At 43.4% G+C, this 23,493-nt stretch carries 20 protein-coding genes and 1 pseudogene; 16 read left to right on the top strand and 5 right to left on the bottom strand.

Annotated elements, in window-relative coordinates; genetic code table 11:
- Nucleotides 1-5: 5 nt before the first annotated feature.
- Together DXD68_RS03245 and DXD68_RS03240 are read right to left on the bottom strand one after the other, a co-directional pair.
- Complete coding sequence (locus DXD68_RS03245) at nt 6-1,700, bottom strand: alkaline phosphatase (protein ID WP_122360267.1); 1,695 nt, start codon at nt 1,698-1,700, stop codon at nt 6-8.
- A gap of 20 nt (nt 1,701-1,720) precedes the next feature.
- Nucleotides 1,721-2,896 carry a M24 family metallopeptidase gene (locus DXD68_RS03240; protein ID WP_122360266.1) on the bottom strand — a complete coding sequence of 392 codons (1,176 nt, stop codon included), beginning with the start codon at nt 2,894-2,896 and terminating at the stop codon, nt 1,721-1,723.
- 318 nt (nt 2,897-3,214) lie between these two features.
- Here DXD68_RS03240 and DXD68_RS03235 point away from each other — a divergent pair, with 318 nt between their 5' ends.
- The 3 genes from DXD68_RS03235 to DXD68_RS03225 are packed head-to-tail and all read left to right on the top strand — an operon-like array spanning nt 3,215 to nt 5,244.
- Nucleotides 3,215-3,772 carry a LemA family protein gene (locus DXD68_RS03235; protein WP_122360265.1) on the top strand — a complete coding sequence of 186 codons (558 nt, stop codon included), beginning with the start codon at nt 3,215-3,217 and terminating at the stop codon, nt 3,770-3,772.
- 2 nt (nt 3,773-3,774) lie between these two features.
- On the top strand, nt 3,775-4,755 hold the full coding sequence (locus DXD68_RS03230; RefSeq protein WP_122360264.1) for a M48 family metallopeptidase: 981 nt from the start codon (nt 3,775-3,777) through the stop codon (nt 4,753-4,755).
- Nucleotides 4,756-4,764: 9 nt separating this feature from the next.
- Nucleotides 4,765-5,244 carry a DUF456 domain-containing protein gene (locus DXD68_RS03225; RefSeq protein WP_122360263.1) on the top strand — a complete coding sequence of 160 codons (480 nt, stop codon included), beginning with the start codon at nt 4,765-4,767 and terminating at the stop codon, nt 5,242-5,244.
- 150 nt (nt 5,245-5,394) lie between these two features.
- Here DXD68_RS03225 and DXD68_RS03220 read toward each other — a convergent pair whose 3' ends face one another.
- On the bottom strand, nt 5,395-5,901 hold the full coding sequence (locus tag DXD68_RS03220; protein ID WP_122351471.1) for a bacterioferritin: 507 nt from the start codon (nt 5,899-5,901) through the stop codon (nt 5,395-5,397).
- An 80-nt stretch (nt 5,902-5,981) separates the two neighbouring features.
- On the bottom strand, nt 5,982-7,109 hold the full coding sequence (locus tag DXD68_RS03215) for an alpha/beta hydrolase (RefSeq protein WP_233576977.1): 1,128 nt from the start codon (nt 7,107-7,109) through the stop codon (nt 5,982-5,984).
- 200 nt (nt 7,110-7,309) lie between these two features.
- Between DXD68_RS03215 and DXD68_RS03210 the strand changes: the two genes are divergently transcribed.
- From DXD68_RS03210 to DXD68_RS03180, 7 genes are all read left to right on the top strand, one after another.
- Nucleotides 7,310-7,651, top strand: coding sequence for a hypothetical protein (locus DXD68_RS03210; RefSeq protein ID WP_122360261.1), 342 nt, complete (start codon nt 7,310-7,312; stop codon nt 7,649-7,651).
- A 25-nt stretch (nt 7,652-7,676) separates the two neighbouring features.
- Nucleotides 7,677-9,869, top strand: a complete 2,193-nt coding sequence (locus DXD68_RS03205; protein WP_122360513.1) for a DUF4838 domain-containing protein — start codon at nt 7,677-7,679, stop codon at nt 9,867-9,869.
- 197 nt (nt 9,870-10,066) lie between these two features.
- Nucleotides 10,067-11,788, top strand: a complete 1,722-nt coding sequence (locus DXD68_RS03200) for a phosphoethanolamine transferase (protein WP_122360260.1) — start codon at nt 10,067-10,069, stop codon at nt 11,786-11,788.
- A gap of 30 nt (nt 11,789-11,818) precedes the next feature.
- Nucleotides 11,819-14,302, top strand: coding sequence for a hybrid sensor histidine kinase/response regulator (locus tag DXD68_RS03195; RefSeq protein ID WP_122360259.1), 2,484 nt, complete (start codon nt 11,819-11,821; stop codon nt 14,300-14,302).
- A gap of 366 nt (nt 14,303-14,668) precedes the next feature.
- Nucleotides 14,669-15,844: a DUF418 domain-containing protein gene (locus DXD68_RS03190; protein ID WP_122360258.1), complete on the top strand. Its 1,176-nt coding sequence runs from the start codon at nt 14,669-14,671 to the stop codon at nt 15,842-15,844.
- Nucleotides 15,845-15,893: 49 nt separating this feature from the next.
- A complete protein-coding gene (locus DXD68_RS03185) occupies nt 15,894-17,213 on the top strand; it encodes a sigma-54-dependent transcriptional regulator (protein ID WP_122360257.1) in 1,320 nt (439 codons plus the stop codon).
- 35 nt (nt 17,214-17,248) lie between these two features.
- A complete protein-coding gene (locus tag DXD68_RS03180; RefSeq protein WP_122360256.1) occupies nt 17,249-18,313 on the top strand; it encodes a YhcG family protein in 1,065 nt (354 codons plus the stop codon).
- A 27-nt stretch (nt 18,314-18,340) separates the two neighbouring features.
- Here DXD68_RS03180 and DXD68_RS03175 read toward each other — a convergent pair.
- Nucleotides 18,341-18,625 (bottom strand): annotated as a pseudogene (locus tag DXD68_RS03175) (TspO/MBR family protein); the annotation flags it as partial.
- Nucleotides 18,626-18,801: 176 nt separating this feature from the next.
- Here DXD68_RS03175 and DXD68_RS03170 point away from each other — a divergent pair.
- The 6 genes from DXD68_RS03170 to DXD68_RS03145 all read left to right on the top strand — a co-directional run bounded on the left by DXD68_RS03170 (nt 18,802) and on the right by DXD68_RS03145 (nt 23,485).
- The gene (locus DXD68_RS03170; protein WP_122360255.1) at nt 18,802-19,245 is read left to right on the top strand and encodes a hypothetical protein; all 444 of its coding nucleotides are present in this window, start codon (nt 18,802-18,804) and stop codon (nt 19,243-19,245) included.
- Nucleotides 19,193-20,497, top strand: a complete 1,305-nt coding sequence (locus DXD68_RS03165) for a DUF3440 domain-containing protein (RefSeq protein ID WP_122360254.1) — start codon at nt 19,193-19,195, stop codon at nt 20,495-20,497. The genes DXD68_RS03170 and DXD68_RS03165 overlap by 53 nt, the downstream gene beginning before the upstream one ends.
- Nucleotides 20,481-20,990 carry an IbrB-like domain-containing protein gene (locus tag DXD68_RS03160; protein ID WP_122360253.1) on the top strand — a complete coding sequence of 170 codons (510 nt, stop codon included), beginning with the start codon at nt 20,481-20,483 and terminating at the stop codon, nt 20,988-20,990. The genes DXD68_RS03165 and DXD68_RS03160 overlap by 17 nt, the downstream gene beginning before the upstream one ends.
- 113 nt (nt 20,991-21,103) lie before the next feature.
- Nucleotides 21,104-21,802: a response regulator transcription factor gene (locus DXD68_RS03155; protein ID WP_122360252.1), complete on the top strand. Its 699-nt coding sequence runs from the start codon at nt 21,104-21,106 to the stop codon at nt 21,800-21,802.
- Nucleotides 21,786-23,153: an ATP-binding protein gene (locus DXD68_RS03150; RefSeq protein WP_122351459.1), complete on the top strand. Its 1,368-nt coding sequence runs from the start codon at nt 21,786-21,788 to the stop codon at nt 23,151-23,153. Before DXD68_RS03155 ends, DXD68_RS03150 begins: the two co-directional genes overlap by 17 nt.
- Nucleotides 23,154-23,260: 107 nt before the next feature.
- Nucleotides 23,261-23,485 carry a DUF3791 domain-containing protein gene (locus DXD68_RS03145; RefSeq protein WP_122360251.1) on the top strand — a complete coding sequence of 75 codons (225 nt, stop codon included), beginning with the start codon at nt 23,261-23,263 and terminating at the stop codon, nt 23,483-23,485.
- Nucleotides 23,486-23,493: the final 8 nt, after the last annotated feature.

Here is a 23,493-nt window from a genome sequence, read left to right as displayed (position 1 = left end):
TATATTTATTTCAGATAATCTGCCAGCTTCGTCGGGAGATAGAATGTATTGTTCTTATCTACATAGACAACGACTGAATTCAGCCGGACTTCTTCCTGTCCTTTCTTACCGATTGTAACGATATTGCTGAACGGTGTGATGTTGATCTGTTTCTTCTTATTCTTCACGACTAGTGAAGGAGAGCCTTTCTCATCTTTAGCGGGGATAATCTTACATTGGTAGTCTTCGAATACTTCTGTGTGAGGGGCGAAATTCTCTGCCGTAAGTTCATCCAGCTTGTCGCGGTCCATGCCGAATAAAGCGCACAGGTAGGCGTTCAGTTCGATATTGGTATGCATACCGATCGGCAGGCTGGCCTTGTCGGGATGATAGGCTGCCAGGAAGACATCTTCGCCGGTATGACCGCCGGTGGTAAATCCGAAACAGGTTTTTGAGGTAAGCAGTTTCGACATGAAAGAGGTCAGCGAACCGCTATACAGTGAACCTTTGCCTTCAGTTTTGCGTTCGGCTTCCGGGATCGGACTGTTTTTATAGTCTTTACAATGGTTCAAAGCATCCAGTTCTTCCGGGCTTAGTTCGAAACCTGCATATTCACGGAAGATGTTCTGTACTTCCGAATTCGGTTCGCTGTTTACTTTCTTAGCGAATCCTTCTGCCGTCAGTTTATACAGAGAGAACTGGTGGAATAACTGGTCTTTCGTTAGTTTGTCGTATCCTTTGCAGTCGGCACGACCGATACTGATACCGCTGTTTCCGTGGTCAGGAACCATGATAACGGCTGTTTCACCGTTTTGGCGGGCAAATTCGAGTGCGGCACCGCAGGCACGGTCGTAAGCCAACATGTCTGTAGCCATGCCGACAGGGTCGTTTGCGTGAGCGGCCCAGTCTACTTTACTGCCTTCTACCATCAGGAAGAAACCTTCCGGGTTTTTGGATAGTTTCTGGATAGCAATGCGGGTCATCTCTTCCAGGTCTGGTTGTTGAGTCGGATCGCGGTCGATGTCGTAAGCCATTTCGCGGTCTGCGAACAAAGCCCACATATTATCACCGTTATAGTTGCGCATGCCGTTGATGTCGTTTTTGAATACGCCGTATCCATTACCTTTCAGGTAGGCCTCACTTTCTTCAGGAAGGAGGGAAACACCACCACCGATCACTACATTCAGATCGTTATGAGCCATCTGCGGAGCGATCCATTCATATTTGCCACGGTTGTAGCTATGGGCGGAACAGTCTGCCGGTGTAGCATGAGGAAATTCGCAGGTGAAAACAAGGCCGGTCGATTTGCCCTGTGTTATTTTTGCGGCTTCCAACACAGTTGTAAGTGGCTGGAAAGCACGTTCGGGATCGGTCGGATAGATATCGTTGTCACCGTCATTTTCCGGATAAGTAGAGACATAACCGGTACGGCTCGGATAGCCTGTCATATAACAGGAAGTAGTCGGAGCAGAGTCGCCGATCGGAGCATTTGATGAGTGTGTACGTACGGTACCGCACAGGTACGGGTCTAGATTCAGGTTGGGTTTGTCCGGGTTGGTATACCATTGCAACCAGCGTGCCATAGAAACGGTAGCCAGTGAAGTTCCGTCCGGTATCAGAAGAATAACGTTCTTGACCGGTTTTACATTTTCTACATCTGCAGCTTTTGCCGGCATAATGATGAATGCCAGTAGAAGCAGAAAAGTAATCGTCTTTTTCATGTGCTTTTATTGTTTATTAATTAATGTAATTGAATGATCTCTTCTTCGAAATGAGTCAGTTTCTCGATACCTGTTTCGGTAACCAGGAAACTGTTCTCGATACCGACGGCTCCTACACCCGGAATGACGAATTTAGGTTCGAGGGCAAATACCATATTCGGTTGCAGCTCTTCTTTGGAACGGGGAGTCAGCACCGGAAGCTCGTTGATCTGGATACCGATACCGTGTCCGACGAATTTAGCCTGCTGTTTGGTTCCCATGAAGTTTCCGGCAAATCCTTCTTTCTCTGCGATACCGGCAGCGATGTTATATAATTCCGAACAGACGACACCCGGACGGGCGACATTTTCGATTTCATTTTGTATCGTTAATGAGGTCTGATGCGCACGATAAGCTTCTTCCGTCAGTTTACCGACTGAGAATACGCGGGTCATGTCGGTCATATACGGTGTATAATTACCTGCCATATCTACCATGATGGCTGTCCCGTCTTTCAGGATCGTGCCGTTGGCTCCGAGCGGGCAGGATGCGTCCATACCATTGCCTCCCAGGGCAAAGTCGAAAGGAGAGGGAGCTTCTGCGTTCTCACCTGCCAGGATGCTTCCCATAAAGATATCCATGTTAGCCCCGAATGCACGAAAGATTCCGATCGAACCGTTCTGGCGCATGCGTTTTTCTATTTCATACTGAAATTCTAGGTCGGTCATTCCCGGACGGAAACATTCGGTAATTTCCGAGTATGTCTTGGCATGTTTTTCGGCAGAGATACGGAACTGCGAGATTTCCCACGGTGTTTTGATCTCGCGCAGGGTTCTCATCAAGCCGGTTGCATTACCTGTTTCTTTCGGGTTGAATATGGATTGCAGGCGGATATAATCGTTGTATGTCAACTCGTCGGCTTCCAGTAACAGTTTTTCCGGCATCGGGATACCGCGGGCGGCGAATATCTCGGCTATTTGTTCGGGTTTGCGGATATATTCGATATGATCGTCGGTCAGGCCGTTCGGACGTTTGACGAAGAACCAGGGTGCTCCTTCTGCAGGCAGATAGAAATATCCGCTGAAAATCCGTCCGGTTGTATAATACAGGTTTACATCTACACTCAGCAGGCAGGCATCTGCATGCTGTGCTTGCATTGCCTGTTGTATACGACCCCATTTGAGTTGCAGGTCGTCGATCAGTTCTTTTTGTATCATCTCCAACTTTTATTTTTATGTGGCTTCAAAGGTATTAAAATCTGTCGGGAAAAAATGAGTTTGATATTAAATCTTGATTAAATATCATCTGTATTTTCTCTTGTAATATTGGTTGGGCAATTTTGTTTCATTGTGAAGAAACAACTGTTTCACCCGATGGAAACAACTGTTTCTCCTAGGTGAAACAAATATTTCGAAAACACGGGACAAGGTTCTGAAATAGTTGTATTGAATTACAAATATCGGGCGAAGAATCATGACTACAAAATACTTTTTATATCTTTGGGCAGATTCTAACTTATATAATAAAGAAAGAAAATGGTACTAATAGTTTCTATTGTAGTAATTGTCGTGCTGGCGTTGTGGATAATCTCGTTGTATAATTCGCTGGTCAAGCTGCGGAACAACCGTGAAAATGCTTTTGCTGATATAGATGTGCAGCTTAAGCAACGGCACGATCTGATCCCTCAGTTGGTTGCAACGGTTAAAGGATATGCTGCCCATGAAAAAGATACGCTTGAACGGGTGATCAATGCGCGTAACGGTGCGATGAGCGCTCATACGATTGACGAAAAGATCAAGGCGGAAAATGCGTTGTCATCTGCATTGGCAGGGTTGAAGATCACTTTGGAGGCTTATCCCGACCTGAAAGCAAATCAGAACTTCCTCCAGTTGCAGGAAGAAATAGCCGATCTGGAAAATAAATTGTCTGCTGTAAGACGTTATTTCAATTCGGCTACTAAAGAGCTGAATAATGCAGTGGAGACATTCCCGTCCAATCTGATCGCCGGAATGTTTGGATTCCGTAAGGAGATCATGTTCGATCTGGGCGCACAACGGGCCACTTTGGAAGAAGCTCCCAAAATTGAATTCTAAGTATGCAATACGTTGGTATACAAACACAGCAGAGCAGGAATAATTTTCGTTCGCTGCTCTTGCTTTGTCTTTTTCCGGTGCTGGTCTGTGTGCTGGTGTTGCTTTTTTGTTATCTGTATGTGATGCTTCTCGGCGGTGGCGGAGGAGACTATCGGATGCCGGGGGAGGTTACACAGATGCAGTTGGCTATGGGCTTTTTCGTACAGATCGCACCGTATGTGCTGGGTGGCGTGCTGATTTGGTTTCTGATTGCTTATTTTGCCAATACGAGTATTATCAATTCAGCGACCGGCTCCAGGCCTTTGAGCCGTATGGAAAACAAACGGGTGTATAATCTGGTAGAGAACCTCTGTATGAGTCAAGGTATGACGATGCCGAAAATAAATGTGATAGACGATGATTCTCTGAATGCTTTTGCCAGTGGAATCAATGAGAGGAGCTATACGGTGACACTTTCGCGGGGAATCATCGATAAGTTGGATGATCAGGAGCTGGAAGCAGTGATCGCTCACGAACTGTCGCATATCCGTAATCATGATGTCCGGCTGCTTATCATATCGATTGTGTTTGTCGGCATCTTTGCGATGGTGGCGCAGTTGGCTATGCGTTCGGCTTATTATTCTTCTTTTTCAAGAAGGAGAGATGAAAAGAACGGAGCCGTTCTGCTGATGCTACTGGTTTTGTTGGTGGCAGCGGTCGGTTATTTCTTTTCCATACTGATGCGTTTTGCCATCTCCCGGAAAAGGGAATATCTGGCGGATGCCGGATCGGCGGAGATGACAAAGAATCCGTTAGCTTTAGCAAGTGCGTTACGGAAGATTTCAGCAGATCCCGATATCGAGGCTGTCGAACGTGACGATGTCGCCCAGTTATTCATCCAGCATCCGGGAAAGCAAGCCGAGAGTGCATTGAGTGGAATGAGCGGTTTGTTTGCAACGCATCCGCCGATAGAGAAACGGATTCAGATTCTGGAACAGTTTTAGCGGGAAGATATGGATATCTTTTTGATCATATTAGGGGCTATTTGCCTGCTGGTCGGGTTGGCGGGTTGTTTTTTACCCGTTCTGCCGGGACCGCCTTTGTCTTATCTGGGACTTTGGTTGCTTCATTTTACGGATAAAGTGCAGTTCTCCGTTACTCAACTGGTTATATGGGGAGTTTTAGTCGTGGTAGTGCAGTTGCTGGATTATCTGACCCCGGTACTTGGTACAAAGTATGGTGGAGGAAGTAAATGGGGCAACTGGGGTTGTGTGATAGGGACGGTTGCGGGGATATTCATTTTTCCTCCCTGGGGTATATTGTTCGGACCGTTTGCCGGTGCAGTGATAGGCGAATTGCTTGGAGGTAAAAAGTCTATAGATGCTTTTAAAGCCGGAATAGGAGCGTTTATCGGATTCCTGCTCAGTGTGGTGGTGAAGATGGCGCTTTGCGGATATTTTGTCTATTGTTTTATAAAAGCTATCATAGGATGAAACCTGGATCTGTGTTTAATACACTAAATGGCACACAGATGACACAAATTAAACAGATGAACACAGATTTTTTATTGATTTTCAATTTGTTTATCTGTGCTCATCTGCGTGCCATAGTGTGACTTTTGACACACTCTCTTGTTTTTGTCATTATTCAGCCGGAGTGCCACCCGAAGAAATAATTTTACTACGTTCGATAGATTGTAATGCCAGATAGTTTGCACCGAAGTTTTCCATGTTTTCGATTTCTGTTTCGAACTGGTCGAGATGACCTTCTTCTTCGATAACCAAACCTTCAAATACCTTCTTGGTAGCAGAATCTGCATGTTGGGCACATTCGTTAGCCCATGCATTGTAATCGTCTACACTTCCGGTTTCCATTTCTGCCGCTTTTTCAAGCATTGCTTTTACATCGTGGATTTTTTCTACCGGGCCGGAGCATTTCATTTCTACTTCACCTTTCAGAAACAGGATGCGTTCGGCAAGGCGTTCTACGTGCATCATTTCAGTAATGGCAGTACGTTTGAAAAGGCTTGATAACAAGTCATATCCCATATCATCCAGACGGAAGTGGAAATACATGTACTGGTTGACTGCTGTCATTTCATCAGCTACTGCTCTGTTCAGCAGTTCAATACTTTTCTCTCTTTTAATCATAATGCGTTAATTTTAGTCGGAATATCAGATTTTTAATTCGTTTATAGGCCCTAAAGTTAATAGATTTTTTCATCCGTGGTTCAGTTGGATAGATTCTTATTGAAAAATATTTCCAACTTATCAAAAGGTATTACGTCCATCCGATCGTATAAATCTACGTGGTTCGCCCCCGGGATAATCATCAGCTCCTTATTATCTCCTTTTAGTTTTTTGAAAGCATCTTCACTGAAATAGCGGGAGTGAGCTTTCTCTCCGTGCATTACGAGTACGGCACTACGGATCTCGTCGCTATAAGAGAGCAGCGGCATGTTGATGAACGGCAAGGACGAGGTCTTGTTCCAACCATTATTCGAGTTGAGTGAACGGGGATGGTAACCGCGTTCGGTCTTGTAATAGTCATAATAGTCTTTCACGAATTGCGGAGCATCGGAAGGCAGCGGATCGACTACACCACCGGCAAGCGCATACGTACCGTTCTTCGCATCCTCCGTTCGCTGGGCGTTGAGTTGTTTCCGGAGTTCGTAACGGGCATTGGCATCCATCGAGTCGAAATAGCCGTTGGCATTGACGCGGCTCATGTCGTACATCGTCGAAGTTACCGTTGCCTTGATGCGGGTGTCGATAGCTGCTGCGTTGAGTGCCATGCCACCCCAACCACAAATACCGAGGATACCGATACGTTCGGGATCGACGTCATCGCGCGTCGAGAGGTAATCGACTGCTGCACTGAAATCCTCTGTATTGATGTCAGGCGATGCTACATATCGGGGTTCACCGCTACTCTCGCCCGTATACGAAGGATCGAATGCAATAGTCAGGAATCCGCGCTCGGCAAGTGTCTGGGCATAGAGGCCCGACGACTGTTCCTTTACGGCACCGAACGGACCGGAGACGGCGATGGCAGCCAGTTTGCTGGTGACATTCTTAGGTATATACAAATCAGCTACGAGCGTAATACCGTAGCGGTTACGGAAGGTCACTTTACTGTGATCAACCTTGTCGCTTTGTGGGAACACTTTGTCCCACATCTGCGTTAAATTCTGATTTTCGTTCATTGTTATATCAGTTTTTAAATGAGTACTTGTCGCTTCGGATATCTCTGTCGTTGTAACAACATTTTTAGTGGAGCTTGCAACGAATAAGCTTCCCATGATGCAAAAGCATGCGACCATTATAATACGTAGTTTCCGGAATGAATTTCTTGCCATACTTTTAATGTTTAATTAGGTAATGTCATTCTCTATTAATTTCACATTACAAAATTACCGGATTACAACAAGCGGCTTTGTACCAGAATCAAGGATATATTTACCTAATTTACGGATTCTCAAAAATGTGTCGGTGTGTTTTCGTGAGTCAGGGATATTTTGTGTAAATTTGTCCTACAGAATTTAATTGAAAGAGAATTATGACTAAGATACAAGAATTTCTGGCTGCTCTGCCGGAAGATAAAAAAGCGTTGTTTATCCCAGTGTTCGGTAATGTAGATAAATTTTACACGGTCGTATATCTGATTGCCCGTAATGAACATGTTACAGATATGGAAAAACCGGATCGATATGAAGATCGTTTGCAGGTGATCCGGCAGATAAGAAGTAAGGTGGAGGATTTGGTTTCTTCCTATGGCCTGGAAGGGAAAGAGATCGTTGCCGATATCGCCAGTGATTATTTTGAAGATTATGTGAATTACAAAGAGCCAGAACTGGATATAACGAATGAAGAATTTATAGGAATCATACAGAAGCTGTAAAAACAGCTACTAAACACTTATGAACATGAGAACACTAAACCTATGTACTGCATTCCTTTTATCTGTAGCCACCTGTCTGCAAGCCCAGGTGACTGTAGTGAAAGAGGGTAAACCTGTATCCCGTATTCTGATAGAAAAGGATAATTCCGTAGATAATCAGGCGGCACTTTTTCTGCAGGATTTTGTGCAACGGATAAGCGGAGCATCTTTGCCTGTACTGACGGATAAATCCCCCCGTAAAGGAGATATCGTGATTGGAGGAAAAGATACCTCCGGTTTGACTGAAGACGGATTTCGCCTGAAAACAGATAATGGAATTGTTTATATCAGCAGTGGCGGCGATAAAGGAAATATCTATGGAGCCGTAACTTTGCTGGAAGATTATCTCGGAGTAGCCTATTATAGTGCTGATGCTTATAGGCTGGAGAAACGTTCTACTGTGGTTATTCCGGAACTGGACCGTGCGGAGAATCCAGCCTTCCGTTACCGCCAAAGCCAGTGCTATGCCTTGCGGGAAGACCCTGTCTATAAATTATGGTTCCGTTTTGAAGAACCATCCGAAGTCTTTGCCGGAGGAATGTGGGTACATACGTTCGATCGTATTCTTCCTTCGGACGTATATGGAGAGTCGCATCCCGAATATTATTCGTTCATCAATGGCGAACGCCGCCCCGGGAAAGCCAGCCAGTGGTGTCTGACCAACCCGGAAGTATTCGAGATGGCTGCGCAGAAGATTGATTCGATCTTTAAAGCCAATCCTGGAAAGAATATGATCTCCGTCAGCCAGAACGACGGTAATTTTACCAATTGCAGTTGTCCGTCATGTAAGGCGCTCGACGAACAGGAGGGAGGTCCGTCCGGTAGTCTGATCCATTTCCTGAATAAACTGGCGGCCCGTTTTCCGGATAAGGAATTCTCGACGTTGGCTTATTTATATACCATGCATCCGCCCAAACATGTCAAGCCACTGCCGAATGTCAACATCATGCTTTGCGATATTGACTGTGATCGCGAAGTGCCGTTAACAGACAATGCTTCCGGGCAGGATTTTATGAAAGCGATGGAAGGCTGGTCTGCTATCAGTAATAATATATTTGTATGGGATTACGGAATCAATTTTGATAATTACGTTTCCCCTTTCCCGAATTTCCCGATCCTGCAAAAGAATATTCAGTTATTTAAAGATCACCATGCTACCATGCATTTTTCGCAGATCGGAGGATCGAAGGGCGGAGATTTCCCGGAGATGCGCGCTTATATGGTCAGTAAGCTGATGTGGAACCCTTATCAGAATGCCGATTCACTGATGCGTGCATTTATGGATGGTTATTATGGGGTAGCATCTCCCTATATCTATCAATATGAGAAACTATTGGAAGGCGGTTTGCTCGCCAGTAAACAACGTCTCTGGATCTATGACTCGCCGGTTACGCATAAGGATGGTATGCTGAATACGAATTGCCGTAAGCGTTATAACGAATTGTTCGACCAGGCAGAGCAAGCGGTTGCTGACGATCCCGTTCTGTTGAAACGGGTACGGTTATCCCGTTTGCCGTTGCAATATGCCGGACTGGAAATAGCACGTGCAGAAGGAAATCACGACCTGGAAGAGGTAAAAGCCAATCTGGCTCTGTTTGAAGAACGTACGCGCGAGTTCAATATTCCGACCCTGAATGAACGAAACAATCCGCCGGCTGAATATTGTAAACTATATACTGAGCGTTATCTGCCCGGCAAGGCAAAGAACCAGGCAAAGGGTGCGAAGATTATCTGGTTGCAGGAACCGTCCGGTAAATATAAAACTTTAGGTGAGGCAGCCCTGACCGATGAACTGTTTGGTGGAACCACTTTCGTGGAAAGCTGGATAGGATGGGAGGGGATCGATGGTTCCTTTATCCTCGATCTGGGAAAAGACATGCCTGTCCGTTCGGTTGAAAGTGACTTCCTTCACCAGCTGGGGGCATGGATATTACTTCCCCGAAAAGTAACTTATTCTATCTCTTCAGATAATAAGACCTGGCAGCCGTTCGGCGAAAAGAGCCTGGAGGAAGACCGTTCCGTACAGGTGAAATTTGTAGGAGTCAAGTGCGATGTCCCTTCTCCTGTAACGGCCCGCTATATAAAAGTGGAGATTGAAGGTGTTAAAACCTGTCCATCCTGGCATTATGGAGTAGGTTATCCGGCCTGGTTCTTCCTGGATGAGGTTACAGTTCAGTAATATTTATTTGTCACAAATAGCAGAATGCAAGTTCTTAATCAAAAGGACTTGCATTTTTAATAATCATGAAATAACTTTTTTTGTATGTGCTGAGTATGAGTATATGCTGAATAACACCTACTTTTGCAGTTCGCCCGTAAATGAATGCGGGAGAAGAGAAAAGAATAGTTGTTTTTTAGGAATATTACGGTATATCGATGAGTTATTTTATAAAATTGAGGGATTGGTTCACATCCCAGGAACATTTACTGTTCCTGTTTGCGTTGCTGTTTATTGTTCCTAATTGTGTCTTGTTCTTTACGGAACCGTTGCCTGTCACAGTTGGGATTGCTTCTTTGATATTACCTTATGCTTTTTGGGTCGGTCTGCTTTTACTGGCACGTAAGCCGGGAATCGTAGTCTGGTGCCTGTTGCCGAAAGTCATACTGGACGGAGGGCAATTGGTGCTGCTTCACCTTTTCGGCGAATCGGTCATTGCTGTGGATATGTTCCTGAATCTGACCAGCTCGACAGCCTCCGAAGCCAGTGAATTGCTTGGAAATATCTTTCTGGTGATTATAGGTGTCTTTTTCTTTTATACGTTGCCGACTTTATTGCTGGCTACCTGGTCTGTCCGGATGAAAGCGAAATTGACAGGGCCTTTCCGTAAGAAATGGGCCATACGGAGTTTCGGTGTTTTCATTTTGGGGATTATTCTTTGTTTGTTGGCTCCGATCCAGGGGCATCAGGTCTCTCTGAAAGATGATTTTTATCCGGGAAATGCCCTTTATAATCTTTACTTCGCGATCAATAAAGCGGAGAAAAACAGCAACTATCATATCACATCCGCTGATTTCAGATTCAATGCGATGAAGCCGGAACAGGCTAGCGGAAAGCGTGAAATTTATGTGCTGGTAGTCGGAGAGACTTCACGTGCTATGGAATGGAGCTTGTATGGCTATGAGCGGGAAACGACTCCCCGGATGGAAAAACTGGATGGACTGGTTCATTTTACCGATGTGGTGACACAATCCAATAATACGCATAAGAGTGTCCCCATCATTCTGTCGGCAGCCAGTGCGGAGGATTACGGGGTGATATATGATGAAAAAAGTATCGTTACCGCTTTTAGGGAAGCCGGTTTTCATACGGTGGTGATAGCCAATCAAAATCTGAGTACTTCGATGATCGGTTCGTTTTACCGGGAGGCGGATGCTTTCATCGATATGAGTACATTCAAACCGAAATCAGCTTATCTTACTTCGCTGCATGACGGAGAATTGCTCCCTTATCTGCAAAAAGAACTGGATAAGACAGAAGGAAACCTGTTTTTTGTGATTCATACTTACGGATCGCATTTTAATTATCACGAACGTTATCCGAAAGATTTTTCTCTGTTTAAGCCGGATAAAGCGGAGGGAATCCGTGCCTCCTATAAAAAGGAGTTGCGCAATGCTTATGATAATTCAATCCTTTATACAGATTACGTACTGAGCGAAATTGCCGGTATGCTGGCAAAAACGAATGCCTGTGCTTCCATGCTTTATCTGAGCGACCATGGTGAAGATATTTTCGATGATGCCCGTGCGCGTTATCTGCATGCATCTCCGATCCCGACTTATTATCAGTTACATATACCCTATGTGATCTGGTTCTCGGATACATATCGCGAAACTTATCCGGAAAAATATCAGATGGTAGAAGCACATCAGGCTCTGCCGGTCAGCACGAACAGCGTGTTCCATACAGTACTGGATCTTGCCGGAATACATACGGATGTTTCCGATTCTACATTGGCGGTGTCCAATCCGTCTTTTACGGTCCGTGATCGTATGTACCTTGGAGATCATGATGATCCCGTACCTTTCTGGAAAGTCGGACTGAAGAAAACCGACTTCGAGATGTTGGACAAATGGGGAATTGTTTACGACAAGGATTGATTTTTTGAGATAAACTTCTACCTTTGTTTTATGGCAGAACAAAGTGGACATATTACCCTTAAGGTTATTCTGGGATATTTGTTGTTGATTGCAATAGCGATCTGCTCTGTCGTATATATCTATCGGATTATCGAACAGGTGGCCGGTGAGGAAGAACCGGACGGAAAAGCCCGCCAGAAAGTTTATCTTGTAACAAATACGTTATCACTGCTTTATGAAAGTGAGGCATTGGGGCAGTTGGTCGGTATGCCTCAGAATGATGTAAATCACTTTAACCGGACATTGAATAAGGCTCACAGCAATATGGATTCACTGCGTGTCCTGATCACCGACTCAGTTCAATTATTGAAGATCGATACGATCGATATGCTGTTAAGGCAGAAACGGTTGAATACCCGACGTTTGCTGGAAACCTGGAAAGAAACGAATACGGAACATCTTTATACGATCAATATCGAAAAGGTGATAGCCGAACAGGATACATTCATCGAGCAAAAGGAGATAAAAGAACATGTGGTAGTCAAGCAGGATACCATCTTTTCCCAAAAGAAGCCGCGCGGTTTTTTCCGCCGTCTGGCGGACGCTTTCTCTCCCAGCCGTGAAGATACGAGTATTATCGTCAATACAACCCGTCAGATTGTGACGGATACCCTGGTGAACGCTTATAATCCTTCGGATACGATTGCCAGTGTGCTGAAAAGCCTGCAGGATAGTGTTGCGGGACAACGTAAACTGTTGGCGGATCAGTTGCTGGAGCGTGCTGCCAATCTGAGGTATAATAATAGTATAGTTACCCGTAAGATCAACCAGATATTACGTGATATCGAAGAAGAAGAGGTGAACGCTTCGTTGGAACGTATGCAGAACAAACAGTTGATTTTGCGTGAAACATCTTTGCTGATTGCCGGTATTGCTGTCGTCTCTGTTATTATTGTGATCATCTTTATCTTTATGATCACCCGTGATGTCTCGAAAAGTAAATATTACAGAATGCAATTGGAGAAGGCGAAGCAGTATGCCGAAGACCTGTTGCATAGCCGGGAAAAGATGATGTTGACGATCAGCCATGATATCAGGGCTCCGCTTTCTTCCATCATCGGATATATAGATCTTTTGCTGAAAAGGCATCCGGACGAACGGCAGCAGTATTATCTGGAAAATATGTCCGGTTCTTCCAGTCATATCTTGTCACTGGTCAATGACCTGCTGGATTTTCACCGGCTTGAATCGGGGAAAATGGAGATACAGCGAGTTCCATTCAGCGTGTCGGCCTTGTTCAATGAGATATTTACCAGTTTCCGGCCGATTGCCGAATCGAAGGATCTTACATTTGTCTTGAATCTGAAAGAAGAAGGGACGGATAAGTTATATATCGGAGATCCGATCCGTATCCGCCAGGTGGTGGGTAATTTGTTGTCGAATGCTCTTAAGTTTACACGTGAGGGACGGGTTGTCATGGTGATATCCATCACTGCTTTAACAGATAACAGTGCTCGGCTGAATGTGCTGGTAAGTGATTCCGGTCCGGGAATCCCTCCCGAAGAGCAGGAACGTATATTCGGAGAATTTACCCGTCTTTCTGCCACTGAAAAAGCCGAAGGGTTTGGATTGGGCTTATCTATCACCCGGAAGATGACGGCATTGATGGGAGGAGAACTTTCATTGAAGAGTGTAGTCGGACAGGGTTGCGACTTTACCATCGAGTTGCCGCTTACTGTGGCCGATGTTCAGGTTCTTCCTGCACCGGAGGAAGAAATTACGGTGGAGCCGTCCGGACCTTCTTTTGCCGGGCGTGAAGTTTATTGCCTGCTGGTCGATGATGATCCGCTACAATTGGCTCTTACAGAAGAATATCTGCGGCAGAATCATGTGGAAGTAACTTGTTGTACCGATCCGTTCTCGGTAGTTTCTTTATTGCAGAACACCGCTTTCGATGCTGTCATTACGGACATTCAGATGCCGGGAATGGATGGTTATCAGTTGTTGGAAAGCATACGTAAATCCGGCATTCCGGGTAGTGATTCGATCCCGGTTATTGCACTTTCCGCCAGTGTGGAGAATGAGCATGACCATTATCTGGAATCCGGTTTTACCGGTTTTCTGAATAAGCCTTTTACTGCCCGCCAGTTAATTTCTTTATTGAATAAACTGTTGTCGACGGAATTGGTGGTAACTTCCGATTTCAACTTTGATTCGCTGACGGCTTTTGCCGGTGAAGACAGGGAAGCTTCTGCATCTATCCTGAAAACATTTATTGAAGAAACAGGTAAGAGTAATGCTCTGCTTGAAGACTCTTTACGTGATAATGATCAGGAACTATCAGCAAAAACATCTCATAAAATGGTTCCCTTGTTCGCAATGCTGGGTGCAACATCTCTGGTTGAAAAGCTACGAACTATAGAGAAGAATGTTGCCACATTGCCTGAAGAAGAATGGAAATTGTTGCTTTCGGAGGTAATCGCCGAAGTGAAAAAGATCATTGATCAGGCAGCGAGCCTAGTCGGCGGTTGTTAGTTGATAACAGCCTTTTTGTGGAACAGGTTTGTAGAAAAAATCCCCAATTGTGTATTATGTTCCCCAGTATCTCCTTGTTGTATTTTTGTTAGCTAAAACATTTTATCTCTCTTTTCTGTTAAGTTATAAGAGTTTATGAAATAGACGAAGACCTTTTACGGATTCTGGCACGGTATTCGCATTCATATTTACAGAATCGTAAGTGGACGTTTCTACATTTAAGCCGTTTAAAACAAAGAAAGATTATTTCTGAGTATTCTATTTAAGTCTGCGAAACAAAAAAGGCATCTGTTGGGGATGCTTTTTTTGTTTGGTTAGGTTTATTTGTTAAATTCGTGCCCAATATTAAAAAAGACCTATTTTACCATGGAGCACGAAATGCCACTCAAGTCACCACGCATTGAAGTTGTTGACGCATTAAGAGGATTCGCCGTTATGGCGATTATGTTTTTACATAATATCGAACATTTTAATTTCTACGAATTTCCGGAAGTCACTTCTGATTTTATGAAAAGCCTAGATAAAGGAGTCTGGGACACGCTGTTTTTCCTTTTTGGAGGGAAGGCCTATGCGATCTTCTCTTTATTGTTCGGGTTCAGCTTTTTTATTCAGTATAATAACCAAGCCAGGAAAGGCAAGGATTTCCGTTTGCGTTTTCTGTGGCGGCTCTGTTTATTGTTTGTTATAGGTTGCTTCAACGGGGCTTTCTTTCCGGGAGATATACTTGTCCTTTATGCAATAATCGGTGTCGTACTCATTCTTGTTTGCCGCTGGAGTGATCGTGCTGTATTAATTGCTGCCGTTATCCTGATGCTTCAGCCTGTGGAATGGGGTAAATTCTTTTATGCAATGCTGCATCCTGATTATATGGCTTCGGCCGAGCAATGGCTGGTGCATCACAGAAAAATGTATCCATTCCTCAGCCAGCTTGATTTCTGGGAGATGGTCAAATCGAATTTATGGGATGGCCAACTGTTCAGCGTTCTATGGGGCTGGAGCTACGGACGCTTTTTCCAGACTGCGTCTTTGTTCATGTTGGGTATGTTGATCGGACGTAAACAGTTGTTTGTGAATCTTGCGGAACACCGTACTTTTTGGCAACGAACCTTCTTGATCGGTCTTATTTGTTTCATCCCTCTGTATTATTTGTCTTTGTCGTTGCCGGATTTATTGACGAACAGGAGCATGCTTACTCCGATGAATACGATTGTATCCTCTTTCCGTAACTTTTCATTCATGTGTGTTCTGGTTTCTGTCTTTGTTTTTCTGTGGCAACAGGCAACTTCCCATGAAATTTTATATGGATTAGTTCCTTATGGAAAGATGAGCTTGACTAATTATCTGAGCCAGTCGATCATAGGTTCGTTTATCTATTTCGGTTATGGTCTGGGATTGTATAAATACCTGGGTGTCACTGCCAGTTTCGGAGTAGGAGTGTTGTTGTTCATCCTTCAGTTAGGCTTCTGTCATTGGTGGTTAAAGAATCATAAACAGGGGCCGTTCGAAGGAGCATGGCGTAAAGCGACTTGGATTTGTTCCTGATTTTCCGTTAAAATATATATCTTTGTCAGAGGTTTTAATCTAATAATGTATGCCGTCGATTCTTATAGTAGAAGATGATATAACTTTTTCTTTGATGCTAAAGACCTGGTTGGGTAAAAAGGGCTTCGAAGTAAAAACATTTAGCTCTGTTTCAGATGCAAAGCGTCAGATAGAAAACGGAGGTTACGATCTTATCCTGTCCGATTTGCGTTTACCGGATGGCGACGGGATTGATCTGTTGAAATGGGTAAAAGAGAAACGGACCTCTTTGCCGCTGATCATGATGACAAGCTATGCAGAAATACAAACGGCTGTCCAGGCAATCAAGCTGGGTGCTTCTGACTATATAGCCAAACCGTTGAATCCGGAAGAATTATTGGGAAAGATACGTGAATTGATAAAAACGGTACCGGCAGAACATCGTCCGACTGCAAAATCATCGGAGAGTAATACTTATATTGAAGGTCAAAGTCCTGCTGCCCGACAGTTATTCGACCATGTGCGTCTGGTAGCTCCGACGGATATGTCCGTGTTGATAACGGGGGCGAGTGGTACTGGAAAAGAATATATTGCCCGTCGTATTCACGAGCAGAGTAACCGTAGTAAAGCGCCGTTTATCGCTGTAGATTGCGGTGCTATCCCGAAAGATTTGGCTGCATCCGAGTTTTTCGGCCATGTGAAAGGTTCGTTTACCGGGGCGATAGACAATAAAACCGGTGCATTTGTAGCGGCACAAGGCGGTACGATTTTTCTGGATGAAATAGGTAACCTGACTTATGAGGTACAAGTACAGTTGCTTCGTGCCCTGCAGGAACGTAAAATAAAACCGATCGGAACGAACGATGAAATAGCTATTAATGTACGGTTAATTTCGGCAACGAATGAGAATCTGCGTACTGCAATAGAGAAAGGTGATTTTCGCGAAGACCTTTATCACCGTATCAACGAATTTACGGTTCGTATTCCGGACCTGAAAGAACGTAAAGAGGACTTATTGCTTTTTGCTAATAATTTCCTTGATCAGGCAAATGCGGAACTACAGAAAGATATTATCGGTTTCGATAACGAGACGATCCGACTTTTTCAGTCTTATTCATGGCCGGGAAACCTGCGTCAGATGAAGAATGTCATCAAATATGCAACACTTCTGGCTACAGGACGTTACATTACGCGGCATGAACTTCCTGAAGAACTAACGGATGCCCCCGCAAAAGACACTCGCATCCTCCTGAAAGACGAAGCTCACGAAAGCGAATTGATCAAACGTGCCCTCCAGGAATCCGGCAACAATAAAACCCGTGCCGCCCAACTATTGGGAATCGATCGGAAAACGTTGTATAATAAGTTGAAACTTTATAATTTGGATTGATGGGGGTAATATATATTTAATTAAAAAATCTTAGCATGAAAACCGACACTTATTTTATTCAAGAGCTTTCAGGTAATAACTCATTGGTTGAACGCATAGAAACATTGATAACGGAAGCTCGTAAGCGGGTGGTTTCTGCTGTTAATACAACTATGGTCTATACCTATTTTGAGATAGGAAGAGTGATCGTAGAAGAAGAGCAGAACGGAGAGGAAAGAGCTGAATATGGTAAAAAACTATTAGAAAATCTATCTATTCATTTGACAGCCAGATTTGGAAAAGGATTTTCTCCACAGAACCTTGCAAATATGAGACAACTTTACAAGATGTACTCTTCTCGAATTTTCCAGACACTGTCTAGAAAATCTGAAAATAATCAGATTGTAACTCATGAGTTTAATTTTTCACTTAGTTGGTCTCATTATCTAAAACTAATGCGTATAACTAATCCGGAAGAACGTAATTTCTATGAAATAGAAGCAATAAATAATAATTGGAGCCTGCGTGAACTAGAGCGGCAATATGATTCTTCTCTTTATGAACGTTTGGTTTTGAGTCGTGATAAAGAGGCCGTGCAATCCTTGTCTGAGAAAGGACAACTTATAGAGAATCCGCAAGATGTTATAAAAGATCCGTATGTTTTAGAGTTTATTGGATTACCGGAACTTCCCCAATATAATGAAAGTGAATTGGAACAACGACTTATTGATAATTTGCAAATATTTTTGTTGGAATTGGGAAAAGGTTTTACTTTTGTTGGAAGGCAAGTTCGTTTCACTTTTGATGAACAACATTTCCGGGTGGATCTTGTCTTTTATAATCGTTTACTTCGCGCTTTTGTTTTAATTGACCTAAAACGAGGAATGCTGAAACATCAGGATTTGGGACAAATGCAGATGTATGTCAATTATTATGATCGTTTTGTCAAATTAGAAGATGAAAGTCCTACTATTGGCATTCTTTTGTGTGCTGATAAGAGTGATGCGATGGTCGAAATTACTCTTCCAAAAGAAAATAATCAAATTTTTGCAAGTAAATATCAGACTATATTGCCAAGTAAAGAGACTTTGAAGAAGTTGATCGAAGAACAATATAAATAAGGGTCCTTTTATCTGGGTTCTTGCTAATCAATTATACATCAAAATATACCCATTCAAATAAGTAGCGAACAGTAGCCATATTAGATAGGGAATGAAGAGTAGTGAACTAACTTTGTTGACGGGATAACTTTTCAAGGTGTAATTAATCACGAAGATATCGAGCAATATGATATTCAAGAAGCCAATAAGCGGATTCTGAAAATAGAAGAAACCGATGCTCCATGTGAAATTGAAGAATGCTTTTCTCATGATCTTTCGTTTTTCTAATTGAATAACAAAAGGTAGGATGATCTTGTTGTCCCGAATGACAAACTTTTTGTGATGTATCTAGTCGGGATGGTAATACATTTTATTTTCTGCTACTTTTGAAAATTAAAGGGTGAAGCTCGCTATTTAAAGTTAAAATATTCGCAAATAATGAACCTGGAACAGTATTTTGTTTAATTTTGTATTTCAAAAGATTTTTGTTGTCCTAGTCTCTTTGGAATATGAGTATAGAAGTATTATCCGGAATTGCCCCGAGGCTATACGAACTGGTCGCTCCACTGGTGATGAACTGTAGCGTGCTGCGGCAAAATAATAATTACCCATTCAAAACTTCTAAACACTATTTATGGTTCGTCGCCATTGAAGGAGACATGGTTACAGGCTTTATACCTGTTGAGATCAAAAGTACCTGTGTAGTTATCAATAACTATTATGTGAGAGGGGAGGACAATAAAACGATGTCATCCCTGATCGATGCTGTTCTGGAGCATTTCAAAAACACTTCAATCATACGGGCTGTCGTTCATATCCGGCATGAAGATATTTTTGCTTCAAATCATTTTTTTGTAACTCAAAAGTGGAAACTATATATTAAAATGGAATATAGATGCGATGATGAGAGAAAAGATAAATGTTTACGAAGCAGTACAAGCGCGGTTGGATAAGATATTTTCCGACTTCGATAATATATATGTCTCCTTTTCCGGAGGTAAAGACAGCGGTGTGCTGTTGAATTTGTGTATCGACTATATACGTGAACACCGGTTGAAGCGAAAACTGGGGGTATTTCATATGGATTATGAGGTGCAGTACCAGGAAACGACATCTTATGTAGACCGGACACTGGCTTCTAATGCGGATATTCTGGAAATATATAGAGTTTGTGTTCCCTTCAAAGTACCGACCTGTACCTCGATGTTCCAGAACTATTGGCGTCCCTGGGATAAGCTACAGCAAAATATCTGGGTAAACAAAATGCCTGAAAACTCTTTGAAAGCTGAAGATTTTCCATTCTATAATGAAGATATGTGGGATTATCAGTTTCAGTTGTTGTTTGCAGGATGGCTGCATGAGAAAAAACAGGCTGGAAGAACTTGCTGTTTGATCGGGATACGTACTCAGGAGAGCTTCAATAGATGGAGGGCTATCCATATAAAAAGTAAGGTACAGACCTATCGGCGGTTGAAATGGGTTCATCAGGTAATGCCTCGTGTCTATAACGCTTATCCTATCTTTGATTGGAAAACGAAAGATATATGGATTGCCAACGGTAAGTTTCAATGGGATTATAATCATTTGTATGACCTGTATTATCAAGCCGGAGTGCCTCTTGAAAAACAGCGGGTGGCAAGTCCTTTTATTTCCCAGGCGCTGGCTAGCCTGAAACTATACCGGGCGATAGATCCCGATATGTGGGGAAAGATGATCGGACGGGTCAACGGTGTCGGTTTTGCCGGATTATATGGCGGCACTTCCGCTTTGGGATGGCAATCGGTCAAGTTGCCTAAAGGAATGACCTGGAAGTCTTATATGGAATTCCTGTTAAAAACATTGCCTGAGAAGACGCGTAACGGTTATTTACAGAAGTTGTCTGTCAGCATAAAATTCTGGCGGGATAAAGGAGGATGCCTTGCTGAGGAAACGATCGAGAAACTGCAACAGATTGGGATCCCTATCCGGGTGGAAGACAGTACGAATTATAAGACAAAAAAGAAACCAGTCCGTATGGAATATCTGGATGATATCGATATTCCGGAATTTAAGGAACTGCCGACCTATAAACGGGTTTGTATCTGTATTCTGAAAAACGATTACTATTGTAAATATATGGGATTCTCATTGAATATTCATGAGAGAAAACAAAAGGAAAATATTTTACAACTTTATAACTCTGAATTATATGGAGGAATATACTAGCCCTGTCTACAAAGTAAGACCTGTTCCGGTTGAAAAAGTAATGGCTAACAGCTATAACCCCAATGTGGTTGCTCCCCCGGAAATGCAATTACTGGAAGTCTCCATCTGGGAAGATGGCTTCACCTCACCTTGCGTATGCTATTACGTACCGGAGAAAGATATGTATGAATTGGTTGACGGTTATCACCGTTATATGGTCATGAAAACGTCGAAACGTATATATGAACGTGAACACGGAATGCTTCCCGTTACTGTCATAGAAAAAGATCTGTCCAATAGAATGGCATCGACGATCCGCCATAACAGGGCACGCGGCACCCATAATATCGAGTTGATGAGTCATATAGTCTCCGAACTTTCCAAATGTGGTATGTCCGATGCTTGGATACAACGTAATATAGGAATGGATAAAGATGAAATATTGCGTTTGAAGCAGATATCGGGATTGGCCGAATTATTTTCTAATAAGGAGTTCAGTTTGTCGGAAGAATGATGTTTTCATCTTTGTATGGGATAGATGCATACCCGAGAGGGGTGATGCCTGATTTATAATTAATGATTATATTTGCAGATATCATTCACTGTAATTTGTAAAAGCCTTTTCCCATGACAAGAATACTGGTAGTAGAAGATGAACAGCGTGTAGCGGAGCTCCTGAAGGTAGGTCTGGAAGATTCCGGCTATCAGGTGTCGGTGGCTTTTGACGGGGAGATGGGGTTGCGTCTTTTTAGGGCTTCGGGGTTTGATCTGGTGATATCTGATATTATCCTGCCGAAGATGAACGGCTTTGAGCTGACGAAAGAGGTGCGGCAACTGAATCCGGATATCCCCGTTCTGATGCTTACTGCTTTGGGCACAACCGACGACAAGCTGGACGGCTTCGATGCCGGGGCAGACGATTATATGGTTAAACCTTTCGATTTCCGCGAACTAGATGCCCGTATCAGGGTGCTGCTGAAAAGAAAAGTTGTCGCTTCGCAAACTACACAACCCCAGGAGTTAAACTATGCCGATCTTCGTATCGATCTGTCCGGTAAGTCTGTCTTTCGCGATGGACGTGAGATAAAACTGACACCTAAAGAGTTTAATTTGCTGGCTTATATGATGGAGAATCCGGAGCGTGTCCTGCCGCGTGCAGAGATAGCCGATAAGGTTTGGAACACTCATTTCGATACGGGGACTAATTTTATCGATGTCTATATCAATTATCTCCGAAAGAAAGTCGACCGTGATTTTCCTGTTAAACTGATCCATACTAAGCCAGGTATGGGTTTTATACTGCGTACCGATGAAAATCAGGACTAAACTGACGATCCGTTATACGGCAGTCACAGCTACTGTCTTCCTGTTCCTGATGGGAATGATCTGGTTCTTGTCGGAAAGTAACCGGAAAAGTGTTTTCTATCGTGACCTGAAAAAGGAGGGGATTACGAAAGCTAATCTATTTCTGCAACATAAGGTCGATGCCGCTACCATGCAATCCATTTACATGAATAACCGGGAGTTTATCGATGAGGTGGAGGTGGCTGTTTACGAACCGGATTTCAACTTACTCTATCATGATGCCAAAGAGATAGACCGGGTGAAAGAAACTCCGGAAATGATCCGACGTATTGTCGAAAAGAAATCCATCGAATTCTTTGAAGGAGATTATCAGGTGGTCGGACTTTTGTATCCCTTTGAGGGGAAAGACTATGTTATCACGGCTGCTGCATTTGACGGTTATGGCTATGCGAAGCTCGATGCTTTACGGAATATCCTGTTGATATTATGGGGTGTCGGGTTGGCGGTACTGGCTGTTGTGGGGTATTTTCTGTCGCGAAGTGCTTTGTCGCCCGTCTCGAATATCGTCAGGAAGGTGGAGAAGATAACGGCATCCAATCTGGACGAAAGAGTTCCGGTAGCGGACGAAAAAGACGAATTGGGAGAGTTGGCTGTGACCTTCAACCATACGCTCGACCGATTGGAGCAGTCGTTCGATGCGCAGAAAATGTTTGTCAGTAATGTCTCCCACGAACTTCGTACACCTATGGCAGCCTTGATCGGTGGTCTGGAGGTTACGCTTCTCAAGGAGCGTTCCGGTGAAGCCTATCGGAAAGCGGTGGAAGAGGCTTTGACGGATGCGGATAAGGTGGTGAAATTGTCTGAGGGCTTGCTTAATCTGGCCCGTGCCAGTTATCAGCCGGAGCAGATCAGTATGGAAGAGGTACGTCTGGACGAATTGTTGCTCGATGCCCGCGAACTGGTTCTGAAAGCCAATAAGGAGTATAAGGTCAATCTGCTTTTTGAAGAAGAGACCGACGATGATGCCATGATTACCGTCTCCGGGAATGCTTATCTATTGAAAACTGCCTTTGTTAACTTGATGGAGAACAACTGTAAATTTTCCGATGACAAGACTTCCTCAGTGCAGATATCTTTCTATGAAGAAAAATCCATCCTCCGCTTTTCTGATTCAGGCATCGGAATCCCCGCAGAGGATATGGAACATCTTTTTACCGCCTTTCACCGTGGCAGTAACCGTAACTATGCTGTTGGCAATGGAATAGGGATGGCGTTAGTTCAAAAGATCGTTTTCCTCCACAAAGGAAATATCTACGTTCATTCTTATCCGGGTGAAGGGACTGTGTTTGTGGTGGAGTTTCCGCATATTTAGAATCTGTTTATTCTATAAAATAAAGAGAAACACTATCTTTGTGTATATATTCTACTATGAATCGCTTTGTGGTTTGGATAGTTATGGATCAAATTTTGTGACTTATTATGGATAAAAGAGAATTAGATATAGCCTATTTCCTTTCGTTTTGTATCGAACAATATAAAATGGAACGACGTTTGTCCGGTGAAGATACCATGAACTTATTTGAGAAATATAATGTATTACCGTATTTATCAGATAATTTTGAGGTATTGCATACACAAGGCAGACAATGGTTGATAGAAGAGATAGATGATTATATCGCAAAGCAAAAGGAGGAAATGCAATGAAGCTATAC

Source organism: Parabacteroides sp. TM07-1AC (assembly GCF_003480915.1).
Taxonomy (GTDB): domain Bacteria; phylum Bacteroidota; class Bacteroidia; order Bacteroidales; family Tannerellaceae; genus Parabacteroides; species Parabacteroides chongii.
Note: the sequence above shows the minus strand (reverse complement) of the source record. Positions and strands in the feature narration are given on the sequence as shown.